Below are 11,837 nucleotides of genomic sequence, written 5' to 3'. Positions count from 1 at the left end.
AGGCGCGGAGCGCCGATCAGGGGGGAGCGGGGCGCAGCCCCATATGTCAGGCCCGGGACTTCTCCGGGGCGGGGGCCTCGGAGGGCAGCTCGGGCTGCGGCCCGGGTCGCATCAGGAAGAGGGAGAGGGCCGCGGCCACGAGGACACCGGCCGCGCCGACGACGAAGCTCGCCGACATCGCCTCGGTGAAAGCGTCCCGCACCTCCGCGGCCAACTGGGCGTCGCCGAGGCGGGCCGCCTCCTTGAGGCCCTCGACGACGGACTCGTCCGCCTTCCCGGGCGCATCCGCGGGCACATGGTTGCCGTACGTGTGCGACAGGATCGCGCCGAGGACGGCGACACCGAGCGCCGCGCCCGCCTGCTGCACCGTGTCGTTGAGGGCCGACCCCACACCCGCGTGCTCATGCGGCACCGCGCCCATCAGCGCGGCCTGCGCGGCCGGCATCGCCAGGCCGCCGCCCATGCCCATCAGGAGCGAGGCCACGGTCACCACGCCGAAGCCGTCGCCGGGCTGCAGCGTCGTGAGGGTGAAGAAACCGGCGGCGATGATCGTGAGGCCGCCCGCCACCATGACGCGGTTGCCGACCTTCTGGCCGAGCGTCGCGCCCAGGCCGTTGAAGACGAGCGAGGCGACGGCCAGCGGCGCGAAGGCCCAGCCGGTCTTCGTCGGCGAGTAGTCGAGGACGAACTGCAGGTACTGGCTGAGAACCAGCATCAGACCGCCGTTGGCGAAGGTCAGCAGGACGATCGACAGGCTGGCGCCGGTGAAGACGCGGTTGCGGAACAGGTCCAGCGGCACCATCGGCTCGGCGACCCGGGTCTCCCAGACAGCGAAGCCCGTGAGGGCGAGCACGGAGACGATCGCAGCGACGTACACCTTCGGGTCGCCGAAGCCCTCCTTCGGCCACTCGGTGACCGTCCACACCAGCGCCACCATGCCGAGGACCGACAGGACCATGCCGACCGGGTCGGCCTTGCGCCAGGGGCCCTTGGACTCCTTCATCAGAACGATCGCGGCGATGAACGCGAGCACGACGATCGGCACGTTGATCAGGAAGATCGAGCCCCACCAGTAGTGCTCCAGGAGGAAACCGCCGAAGACCGGGCCGCCGACGAGGCCGATCATCGCCACCCCGCTCCACGCGGCGATCGCCTTGGGCCGCTCCTCGTCGTCGAAGACCGTGATGACGATGGAGAGCGTGCTCGGCATGATCAGCGCGCCGCCGACGCCCATCAGGACGCGCCCGGCGATCAGTTGCTCGGGGCTGCCCGCGACCGTCGCGAGCAGGGAGGCCGCGCCGAAGACGACCAGGCCGATCAGCATCAGTTTCCGGCGCCCGAAGCGGTCCGAGAGCGATCCGGACGTCAGCAGCAGCCCGGCGAACACCAGCATGTACGAGTCGAGGATCCACTGCAGGTCGGACGCGCTCGCGTCCAGGTCCTCGGCGATCGGCGGCACCGCGACCGTCAGCACCATGTTGTCGATCACGAGGACCAGCGTGCTCAGGCAGAGCACGATCAGGATGAGCCAGCGCTTCGGATCACGCGCCGCTGCTGCCCCCGGCTTCCCTCCCTCTGATGTCGATCCCAGCTCGTCCATTGCGGGCCTCCCCAGCGAGTGATTCCTCGGATTCTTCGGTACGGCGTTCGCCGACTCCGCACACTGTACGGAGACCGTACAGTGTGCGCAACACCCGAACGCCGTGCGCGCGCTGCGCTAGGGTGGGGGCACGAGACGAGCAGAAAAGGGGTGGCCGCATGCCACGCGCCGCGCAGCCGACCAAGCAGCCGACCGGCGAACCGATCGGGTCCGTGTGGACCCGCCCGCAGCGCCCGCGCCGCGAGCAGCCCGCGCTCAGCCGCGACCAGATCGTGGCCGAGGCGATCGCGCTGCTCGACTCCGACGGCATCGAGGCGCTGAGCATGCGCAAGCTCGGCACGCGCCTGAACGCGGGCGCCACCTCGCTCTACACCCACGTGTCCAACAAGGACGAGCTGATCGAGCTGGTCGTCGACCAGATCTACGGCGAGATCGAGGTGCCCGAACCCGCCTCGCGCGAGGAGTGGCGGGCCGCCGCGGTGGAGTGCGGCAACAACGTGCGCGCCGCGATCCTGCGGCACCCCTGGATCGCCTCCCTGCTCGGCGAGATGGGCATGGCGTATCTCGGGCCGAACATGATGCGGCTCTCGGAGGACATGCTCGGACTCTTCGAGGCCGGCGGCTTCGGCCTGGAGCGGTCCGACGTGGCGCTCAAGACCCTCTGGGCGTACGTCATCGGCACGTCCGCCACCGAGGCCGCCTGGCTGACGACGCTCGCCCGCAGCGGACAGAGCGACCAGGAGTGGATGGAGCGGGTGACCGCGGCCGCCCTGCATGCCATGGAGCCCTACCCGCGGGTGCGGCGGCTGTACGCGGCGCAGACCGGCCGGCAGGTGGACGAGGCCCGGCGCAGCAACTTCGACCTGGGGCTCGACTGCATCCTGGACGGCCTGGAGGCCCAGCGCGACGCGTAGCGGCGCGCAGCCGACAGACGGGCGCCCGCCCGGAGGAGCCACCTGGATGGCCCACCCCCAGTGGCCGCCCCGCCCCGCCGCCCGGAAGCTCGGGCCATGGATTCAGCACACCGCGGAAGAAACGTATGGGCGTCCGGCGGCGCGCTGTTCGCCGGCGTCCTGATGCTGGTGAACGGCGTCCTCGGCGTCCTGGCGGGCATCACGGGCATCGCCGAGGACGACGTGTACGCGCGCCTCGGCGACTACGTCTACAAGTTCAACCTCACCACGTGGGGCTGGATCCACCTGGTGCTCGGCGTGCTCATCGCCGTCACCGGCTGGGGCATCCTCAAGGGCGCCGAGTGGGCGCGCGGGGCGGGCATCGGGCTCGCCGCCGTGGGCATGGTGGCGCAGTTCCTGTGGCTGCCGTACACACCCCTGTGGGCGCTCATCTCGCTCGCGCTCGGCGCCTTCGTGATCTGGGCGCTGTGCACGGACCGTGGCGGGGCGGCGACCAAGGGCGTGTCCTAGAACGCCGCAGGGCCGCCGTTCGCGGCGACCACGTCCTGCACGGCCCGGATGAACGCCTCCGTGCGAGCACTCGTGCCGCCCGTGCGCCAGATCAGGGCGACATCGGCCGAGGGCAGGTCGTGGACCGGGACGAAGGTGATGTCGGGGCGGGCGTAGTACTTCTCGACGGAGGCGATCACCGGGGAGACGCCCTGGCCGGTGGCCACCAGCGTCATCATTTCCTGGAACGACGCCACCGCCTGCCCCCGGCGGATCTCGCGGCCGCTCGGCGTGCGCGGCGGCACATGGAAGTCCCACCAGTACGCGGGCGCGCCGTTGACCACCCCGAAGAACGTCTCGCCCGCCAGGTCCTCCCAGGCCAGCGAGGTGCGCCCTGCGAGCGGGTGGCGCAGGGGCATCGCGAGGACGCGGGGTTCGTTGATGACGACCGGGCCCACCGTCAGGTCGGGCTCCTCCACCGGCAGGCAGGTGAAGAGCACGTCGACGTCGCCCGCGCGCAGCGCGCCCAGCGGATCCTGGTAGTGCGCCTCGCGCATCCGCACCGCGCACCCGGGGCACCGCTCCCGGAACAGCTCCAGGATCGGCTGGGTGAGCGACCCGGCCCCGGAGCCGAGGAACCCGACGCCCAACTCGCCCTCCACGCCCCGCGCCACGTCCTTGGCGCGGGCCACGGCCGCCTCCATCTCGCGGTGCAGCGGCTCCAGGTCCTCGTACAGCTGACGGCCGAGCGGCGACATGCGCACCACGCGGCTGGTGCGTTCGAAGAGCGGTGCGCCGATCTTGCGCTCCAGCTTCTTCACCGTCTGGCTGACCCGCGCCTGGGAGAGCAGCAGCCGCTCGGCGGTGCGGCCGAAGTGCAGCTCCTCGGCGAGGGTCAGAAAGGTCTCCAGCTCTTGTCGTTCCACGGCACACTCCCCCTCGCGCAGGCCCGTCCACTGACCTGACGTACGCCCTGACCTGCATCGATAAGCCCAGGCGCGGCGATCGTTTCATGGATCGTCGTTGATGGGCCATCGCGATCGGCGGATCTTTGAGGAGTCGGAACGGCGCACCGCCGGACCGGATCCCACCTCCTCAACTCTCCGGAGCCTTCGATGATTTCTCGTGCCCGCACCACCGCCGTCGCCATCGCCCTCGCCGTCACCGCCGGTGCCGCCGTCACCTCCGCCCGGGCCGTCTCCGACAACGGCGGCACCGTCCGCCACGACGCCGCCAAGGAGGGGGCGTGGACCGCCGCCTGGGCGGCCGCGCCGCAGCGGCCGAGCATCGGCTTCAAGGCCAACTGGTCCGAAGCCGGATTCGACGACCAGACCGTGCGGCAGGTCGTCCGCGTGACGGAAGGAGGCGACAGAGCCCGCATCCGCCTCTCCAACGCGTACGGCGCGTCCCCGCTGCACATAGCGAGCGCGAGCGTCGCCCGCACCGAGGGCACGAAGGGCGCGGGCGTCGAGCGGGGCTCGGTGCGCCGCCTCACCTTCGGCGGCAAGACGTCCGCCACCGTCCCCGCGGGCGGCGCGCTCGCCAGCGACGAGGCCGGACTCGGCCTGGACCGCTTCGAGTCCGTCACGGTGACCCTGCACCTGGCCCGCACCACCGGCCCCGCCACCTTCCACGCCCAGTCCTTCGCGACCAGCTACCGGGCGGCCGGGAACCACGTCGGCGACACCGGCGCCGGGGCCTTCAAGGAGTCGACCGAGTCCTGGTACTACCTGTCCGGCGTGGACGTACGCTCCCGCGAGGGCGAGGGCGGCCGCGCCCGGGCCCCGCGCCGCGACGGGATCGTCCTCTTCGGCGACTCCATCACCGACGGATTCGCCTCCTCCACCGACCGCAACCGCCGCTGGTCCGACGCCCTCGCCGAACGCCTCGCCAAGGCGGGCAAGCCGCGCCCCGTCCTGAACTCCGGCATCGGCGGCAACCTGGTCCTCAACGACTCGGCCTGGTTCGGCGACAAGGGCACGGGCCGGTTCGGGCGGGACGTCGCCGCGCTGCCCGGCGCCGGCACCGTCGTCGTCCTCCAAGGCGTCAACGACATCGGCTTCAGCGAGACCGACAAGCCGACCTACAAGCCCGCGCCCATCATCAGCGCCGACGAACTCATCGCCGGGCACCGCAAGTTGATCCGCGCCGCGCACGACAAGGGCCTGAAGGCCGTCGGCGCCACGCTGCTCCCGCTCGGCGGCTCCGACCACTACGGCAAGCGCGCGGCGGCGGTCAGCGACGCGTTCAACACGTGGGTGCGCACGTCGGGTGAGTACGACTCGTACATCGACTTCGACAAGGCCCTCGCCGACCCCGAGAACCCCGAGCGGATCCGGCCCGCGTACGACAGCGGCGACCACCTGCACCCCAACGACGCCGGGTACCGGGCCATGGCCCGCGCCGCCGACCTGAACTCGCTCTGAGCCGACGGGAGTCGCGCACGCCATGTCTGTCACCGAGAGAGCCTCGGGCGCCAAGAGCGCCGCCGCCCCGGCCGCGCCCGCCCCCTCCGCCCCGGTCCGGATGACCGGGCGGCAGAAGCTCGTCCTCACCCTCCTCCTCGGCGCCCAGTTCATGATCGCCGTGGACTTCTCCATCCTGAACGTGGCGCTGCCCGTGGTCGGCGAGGGCCTCGGCTTCCCGCTCGGCCACCTCCAGTGGATCGCGACCTCGTTCGCGCTCGCCGCGGCCGGATTCACCCTCCTTTTCGGCCGGATCGCCGATCTCTTCGGCAGGAAGCGGCTTTTCATCGGCGGGATGGCGGTGCTCGGCCTGGCCTCGGCGCTCGGCGGGCTCGCCACCTCGCCCGAAGTCCTCATCGTGGCGCGGGTCCTGCAAGGGCTCGCCACGGCCGCCGTCACCCCGGCCGGGCTCGCGCTGCTCACCACGGCCTTCCGCGAGGGGCCGCTGCGGGAACGGGCGCTCGGGCTCAACGGGGCGCTGATGTCCGCCGGGTTCACGGCCGGGGCCGTGCTCGGCGGTCTCCTCACCGACCTGCTCTCCTGGCGGTGGGCGTTCCTCGTCAACGTGCCCGTCGCGGCGGTGGTGGTGGCCCTCGCGCCGTCCGTCCTCAGCGACTCGAAGATCGTGTGCAGGCACCGCCTCGACGTGCCGGGCGCGGTGGCCGTCACCGGTGGTCTGCTGGCGCTCGTGTACGGGCTCACGCGGGCCGGTGAGGCGGGGTGGTCGGACCCCGTGGCCCTGGCGGGTCTGGTGGGGGGCGTGTCGCTGCTCATCGGGTTCTGGTTCCTGGAGCGGCGGGCGGCGGCGCCGCTCGTGCCGGTGCGGATCATGCGGCGGCGGAGCGTGGTGTGGGGGAACGTGGCCGGCCTCGTCGCCTTCGCCACGGAGACCTCACTGGTCTTCCTGATCACCCTGTATCTGCAGGAGGTCCTCGGCTACTCGCCGCTGGCGACCGGGCTCGCCTTCGGGGTGCTCGGCGCGGGGACCGTGCTCGGCGGCACGCTCGGCGGGCGGGCCGTGGGGCGGCTCGGCGGCCGGGGGGCGATCCTCGCCGGGGGTGTGGCGCAGGCCGTCGCCACCGGGTCGCTTCTCGCGCTCGGCCCGGGCGGCGGGTGGATCTGGCTGGTGCTCGCCGCCACCTTCGCCGGTGGCGTGGGGAACATGCTGATGATCGTGGGGTTCATGGTGACGGCGACGTCCGGCCTTCCGGACTCCGAGCAGGGGCTCGCGACCGGGCTCGCCACGATGACCCAGCAGGTCGGCATCACCCTCGGCATCCCCGTCATGAGCGCCGTGGTCGCGGCGCGGGCGGGCGGCGACGGGGGCTCGGTCCTGCCCGGGGTGACCACGGCGGTGGCCGTGAACGCGGGGGTGGTGCTCGTGGGGGCGGTGCTCGCGGCGCGGCTCCTGGGGCGGCGGGGCGGGCGGGCCGGTTGAGCGGTCACTCCCGCGCGTATCGGCCGCTCTCGCGTGCGGTACCGGTCACTCCCGCGTGTATCGGCCGCTCTCGCGCGCAGTCCCGGTCACTCCCGCGTGTAGTACCGGTAGAACGTCATCGCGAACACGCCCGCGGCCACCGCCACCGCCATCCCGACCGACCGGAGAACGGTGGCGTCGGTGAGGCTGTAGAGGAAGCCGAAGGTGACGCCCGCGAAGGCCGCCCAGGCGGCGGCGCGCAGTTCGCGGGGCAGCGCGGGGGCGACGCGGCGCACCGCCACGTACAGCGCCCCGAAGACGACGCCCGCGACGACGCCGAAGAGGACGTTGCCGCCGGTGATCGGGCCGCCGTCGCGGTGGATGGCGGCGGCCCAGAGGCCGTAGACGACGGCGAGGAGGGCGGGGACCGCCCAGGTGCCGGAGAGCGCGCGGAGGCCGGGAAGGCCGTGTGCGCCGGGTGTGGCGGGCGCGCCGGGTGCGGTGTGAGCCATGACGGCTCCTCTCTGCTGACGCCTTGCGGCGCTGTGCGCGCCGGGGGGCGGCGGCACAGGCCGTCTCAGTCAAGGAAACACCCGCTCGACCCCGCGCTCCACCGGAGCGCGTGCCACTCTGGAAATCAGCTGGAAATCAGCCACCCCCGCCCGGCCCGCGCCGATGAGTTTTGGCCCCGGGCCCGGTCTCCCCTCATGACGCACCACTGACGATCCCCCATCGGAGGGCGCAGGGACATGAGCAGCAAGCAGCCGCACCGGAGCCCCGGGCCCGGAGGTCTGGCCATCGAGACCGCGGGCCTGGTCAAGACGTTCGGTGAGAACCGCGCGGTCGACGGCGTCGACCTGGCCGTCCCGGCCGGCACCGTCTACGGCGTCCTCGGACCGAACGGCGCGGGCAAGACGACAACCGTGAAGATGCTCGCCACGCTGCTGCGCCCGGACGGCGGCGAGGCACACATTTTCGGCCACGACGTGGTCCGCGAGGCCAACACCGTGCGCGGCCTGGTGAGCCTCACCGGGCAGTACGCCTCGGTGGACGAGGACCTCACCGGCACCGAGAACCTGGTGCTCCTGGCCCGCCTCACGGGCCACGGCAAGAAGGCCGCGTACGCACGCGCCGAGCAGCTCCTCGACGCCTTCGGCCTCGGGGACGCCGCGTCCCGCCAGGTGAAGAACTACTCGGGCGGCATGCGCCGCCGCATCGACATCGCCGCGTCCATCCTCAACACCCCGGACCTGCTGTTCCTGGACGAGCCGACCACGGGCCTCGACCCGCGCAGCCGCAACCAGGTCTGGGACATCGTCCGCGCGGTCGTCGGCCACGGCACGACCGTGCTCCTGACCACGCAGTATCTGGACGAGGCCGACCAGCTCGCGGCCCGGATCGCCGTCATCGACAAGGGCAAGGTGATCGCCGAGGGCACCAAGGGCGAGCTGAAGGCGTCCGTCGGCGCGGGCTCGGTGCACGTGCGGCTCCGCCACGCCGAGCAGCGCGCGCAGGCCGAGGAGGTGCTGCGGCTCGCCCTGGCCGCGCCCATCCAGCTCGAACCCGACCCGGTCGCGCTCACCGCCCGCGTCGGCGAGGGCTCCGCCAACGGCCGCGGTGCCGCCGAGGCGGCCTCCCTGGCCCTGGCCGAGCTGGCCCGCACCGGCATCGTCGTCGACAACTTCTCCCTGGGCCAGCCCAGCCTCGACGAGGTCTTCCTCGCCCTGACCGGCCACCCCAGCGAACCTGAATCCTTGAACGGCCCGGACGGCCCGGACGGCCCCGGACGGCCCGGACGGCCCGGACGGCCCGGACGGCCCGAACGGCCCGGACACCCCGCAGGACCTGAAGGAAGCCGAGGTCTCCCGATGAGCACCGCGACCACCACCGAGGCACAGGACCTCGCGCCCGTCCGCACGGAGTCGCTGGCCGAACTGCTCATCGCCAAGGAGCGCCCGCCGCGCCCCAGCGCCTTCTCCGCGTCCCTGACCTTCGGCTGGCGCGCCATGCTCAAGATCAAACACGTGCCGGAGCAGCTCTTCGACGTCACGGCGTTCCCGATCATGATGGTGCTGATGTACACGTACCTCTTCGGAGGCGCCCTCGCCGGCTCCCCGCGCGAGTACATCCAGTACCTGCTCCCCGGCATCCTGGTGATGTCCGTCGTCATGATCACGATGTACACGGGCGTCTCGGTCAACACCGACATCGAGAAGGGCGTGTTCGACCGCTTCCGGTCGCTGCCGATATGGCGGCCCTCGACGATGGTCGGCTATCTCCTCGGCGACGCCCTGCGGTACGCCCTCGCGTCCGCCGTGATGCTCACCGTCGGCCTCATCCTGGGCTTCCGGCCGGACAGCGTCCTCGGCGTGTTCGGCGGCGTACTGCTCCTGCTCGTCTTCTCGTTCTCCTTCTCCTGGGTGTGGACGATGCTCGGGCTGCTGCTGCGCACCGAGAAGTCCGTGATGGGCGTCAGCATGATGGTGCTGTTCCCGCTGACGTTCCTCAGCGACATCTTCGTGAAGCCGGAGACCATGCCGGGCTGGCTGCAGGCGTTCGTCAACAACAACCCCGTCACGCACGTCGCCTCCGGCGTCCGCGGCCTGATGGAGGGCGACTGGCCGGCCGCCGACATCGCCTGGAGCCTCGGCTGGGCGGGCCTGTTCGTCGCGGTCTTCGGGCCGGTGACGATGCGGCTGTACAACCGCAAGTAGCGGCGCCTCGCGTGCCGTACCCCGGGTGGGCGCGCCCCGCGGGTGCCGCCACGCGGGCGTCCCACAAAGGCGGGGAATCCTGCCCCCATATGCAGTGATATGCGGTGACCCCGGTCGCGCCCCGCGCGGCCGGGGTCTTGCCTTGTGGGCGTGCCCAGACGTCCTCGCGCCGCCCTGTCCGCCGTGCTGCTGGTCCTCGCCTGTCTGCTCGTCCCGCTCGGCGCGGTCTCGACCTGGGCGAAGTACGAGATCGAGGACGCCGACGCGTACGTCGCCACGATGGCGCCCCTCGCCGCCGACCCCGCCGTCCGCGACGCCGTCTCCGGCGCGGTGACCGACTCCGTGATGGAGGAGATCGACGCGGGGCCGCTGCAGTCCGCCGTCGGGTCCTTCGTACGCGAGGCGGTGCGCTCCTTCACCGAGACCGGCGCCTTCCAGGCCGCGTGGAACGCCGCCAACCGGGCCGCCCACGACGCCGTGCAGTCCGCGCTCGCGCACGACGCCGAGGGCGCCGTCACCATCGACCTCGCGCCCATCACCGAGCAGGTCAAACGGCAACTCACCGAAGAGGGCACGCCGTTCGCGAACCGCATCCCGGTGCGGCACACCGAGGTCACCGTCATGAAGGCACAGGACCTCAGCCACTTCAGGAAGGGGTTCCGCATGCTCCAGATCGCCGGTCTGTGGCTGCCCGTCGCCGCCGTGCTGCTCGCCGTGGGCGGCATCCTCCTCGCGGTACGCCGCCGCCGCGCCGTCACCGCCACCGCGCTCGGGACGGTCCTCGGCGCCGCCGCGCTCGCCGCCGCCATCGCCGTCGGCCGCGGGCTCACCCTCGACGACCTGCCGCCCGACGTGTCCCGCGCCGCCGCCGGGGCCGTCTACGACCACGACCTTTCCACCGGCACGGCGGCCTGGGTGATCATCGGCGTCGGGCTCGCCGTGGCACTCGGGTCCTGGCTGAGCGGGCGGCTGCGGCGGGGCGGGCCGGGGCTGCCCCGGCCCGCCCGGCTCCGGCAGGGGCCCGCGCCCACCGCGCCGCAACCCGCGCACCGCCCGCCCGCGTCCTTGAGGGAGGATCTGTTGAGAGAGGACCTGTAGACCTGTAGAGCACGCCCCGGCGCGACCCCAGCTTGTTCGCCCGGCGACGAAAGGGCGCCCCTTGGACGCCCGGCGACGAAAGGGCGCCCCTTGGAGCACGTGACGGCACCGCCCACGCCCCCCGAGGCCGAACCCGATCTCGCCGTGGACGCGCGGCGGCCGCAGAGCCACCGGGTCGCCGCCTGGACCGCCGGGCTCCTGCTCGCCGCGGTGAGCGCCGTCCTCGGCTGCCGCATCGCCGACACCGACGGCGTCACGCCCGTGCCGCAGGTCCTCGCCTTCCTGCCCTGGCTGCTGGTGCCGGGCGCGGCCGCGCTGCTGCTCGCCGCGTTCGGGCGCTTCCGCTTCGGCCTGGTGTGGGCGGTGGCCGTGCTCGGCGGACTCGCCTGGTACATGGAGCCGTACGGCACGGTGTCCGACCCGGACGGGCCGCCGGTCGCCGAGATACGCGTGCTCGCCTCCAACGTCGAATTCGGGCGCGGGGCGCCGGGGTTGATCAAAACGGTGCGGGAGCGCAAGCCGGACCTGGTCTTCGCCTCGGAGTGCGACTCCGCGTGCGCCGCGAAGCTCCGCGCCGAGCTGCCGCGCTCCGCCTACCCCTACCGGCGGGCCGTCGCGGGCAACGGCGCCGACGGCTCCGTCATCCTCAGCAACCTGCCCCTCAAACCGGCCGCCGGGGTGCGCGGCACGCTCGGCATGCCCGGTGCCGTCGCCGACGTGAAGGGCATTCCCGTACGCCTCCAACTCGCGCACCCCATGCCGCCGACGCCGGGCGACGTCGACCGCTGGCGCACGGAACTCGGCCGCCTCCGCGACTACGCCTCCTCAGGCAACGGGCAGCCCACGATCCTCGCCGGCGACTTCAACGCCACCCAGGATCACGCCGCGTTCCGCCGCATCCTCGACACCGGGCTGCGCGACGGGGCCCGCCTCGCCGGGGCGTCCCGCACCCCGAGCTGGCCCACCTCCGTGCCCCGGCCCTTCGGCACGCAGATCGACCACGTCCTGGCGACGGACGACTTCGCCGCGCACGGCGCCCGCTTCCTGGAGATCGGCAACACCGATCACCGGGCGCTGCTGGTCGACCTGACCCTGCACCGCAAGCCGGGGTGACCGCCGAATCGGCGCTCCGCGCCTCGT

At 72.7% G+C, this 11,837-nt stretch carries 10 protein-coding genes and 1 pseudogene; 8 read left to right on the top strand and 3 right to left on the bottom strand.

Annotated elements, in window-relative coordinates:
* Positions 1–46 precede the first annotated feature (46 nt).
* Positions 47–1,600 carry an MFS transporter gene (locus STRAU_RS32560; protein WP_016644676.1) on the bottom strand — a complete coding sequence of 518 codons (1,554 nt, stop codon included), beginning with the start codon at positions 1,598–1,600 and terminating at the stop codon, positions 47–49.
* A 158-nt stretch (positions 1,601–1,758) separates the two neighbouring features.
* Here STRAU_RS32560 and STRAU_RS32555 point away from each other — a divergent pair, with 158 nt between their 5' ends.
* Both STRAU_RS32555 and STRAU_RS32550 read left to right on the top strand, forming a co-directional pair.
* The gene (locus STRAU_RS32555; protein WP_016644675.1) at positions 1,759–2,514 is read left to right on the top strand and encodes a TetR/AcrR family transcriptional regulator; all 756 of its coding nucleotides are present in this window, start codon (positions 1,759–1,761) and stop codon (positions 2,512–2,514) included.
* Positions 2,515–2,610: 96 nt separating this feature from the next.
* A complete protein-coding gene (locus STRAU_RS32550; RefSeq protein ID WP_016644674.1) occupies positions 2,611–3,024 on the top strand; it encodes a DUF7144 family membrane protein in 414 nt (137 codons plus the stop codon).
* Here the strand turns inward: STRAU_RS32550 and STRAU_RS32545 are convergent.
* Entirely contained in the window at positions 3,021–3,929 is a 909-nt protein-coding gene (locus tag STRAU_RS32545) for a LysR family transcriptional regulator (RefSeq protein ID WP_016644673.1), read from the bottom strand. The genes STRAU_RS32550 and STRAU_RS32545 overlap by 4 nt on opposite strands.
* A gap of 189 nt (positions 3,930–4,118) precedes the next feature.
* Between STRAU_RS32545 and STRAU_RS32540 the strand changes: the two genes are divergently transcribed.
* Together STRAU_RS32540 and STRAU_RS32535 are read left to right on the top strand one after the other, a co-directional pair.
* Positions 4,119–5,429 carry an SGNH/GDSL hydrolase family protein gene (locus STRAU_RS32540; protein WP_016644672.1) on the top strand — a complete coding sequence of 437 codons (1,311 nt, stop codon included), beginning with the start codon at positions 4,119–4,121 and terminating at the stop codon, positions 5,427–5,429.
* A gap of 22 nt (positions 5,430–5,451) precedes the next feature.
* A complete protein-coding gene (locus tag STRAU_RS32535) occupies positions 5,452–6,906 on the top strand; it encodes an MFS transporter (protein WP_016644671.1) in 1,455 nt (484 codons plus the stop codon).
* Positions 6,907–6,992: 86 nt separating this feature from the next.
* On the opposite strand, the gene STRAU_RS32530 is transcribed toward STRAU_RS32535, so the two are convergent.
* A complete protein-coding gene (locus STRAU_RS32530) occupies positions 6,993–7,397 on the bottom strand; it encodes a hypothetical protein (RefSeq protein ID WP_016644670.1) in 405 nt (134 codons plus the stop codon).
* A 237-nt stretch (positions 7,398–7,634) separates the two neighbouring features.
* Between STRAU_RS32530 and STRAU_RS32525 the strand changes: the two are divergent.
* The 4 genes and pseudogenes from STRAU_RS32525 to STRAU_RS32515 form a co-directional block, all read left to right on the top strand.
* Positions 7,635–8,663: pseudogene (locus STRAU_RS32525) on the top strand (ATP-binding cassette domain-containing protein); the annotation flags it as partial.
* Between the two features lie 90 nt (positions 8,664–8,753).
* Positions 8,754–9,599, top strand: a complete 846-nt coding sequence (locus STRAU_RS40910; protein ID WP_078621678.1) for an ABC transporter permease — start codon at positions 8,754–8,756, stop codon at positions 9,597–9,599.
* 150 nt (positions 9,600–9,749) lie between these two features.
* Positions 9,750–10,697, top strand: a complete 948-nt coding sequence (locus STRAU_RS32520) for a hypothetical protein (RefSeq protein WP_037663402.1) — start codon at positions 9,750–9,752, stop codon at positions 10,695–10,697.
* A gap of 99 nt (positions 10,698–10,796) precedes the next feature.
* Positions 10,797–11,810 (top strand): endonuclease/exonuclease/phosphatase family protein, encoded by a 1,014-nt coding sequence (locus STRAU_RS32515; protein ID WP_106968118.1) that lies wholly within the window; start codon positions 10,797–10,799, stop codon positions 11,808–11,810.
* Positions 11,811–11,837: the final 27 nt, after the last annotated feature.

Source organism: Streptomyces aurantiacus JA 4570, from assembly GCF_000414115.1.
In the GTDB taxonomy this organism is placed as follows: domain Bacteria; phylum Actinomycetota; class Actinomycetes; order Streptomycetales; family Streptomycetaceae; genus Streptomyces; species Streptomyces aurantiacus_A.
This window is presented reverse-complemented; position numbering and strand designations above follow the sequence as displayed.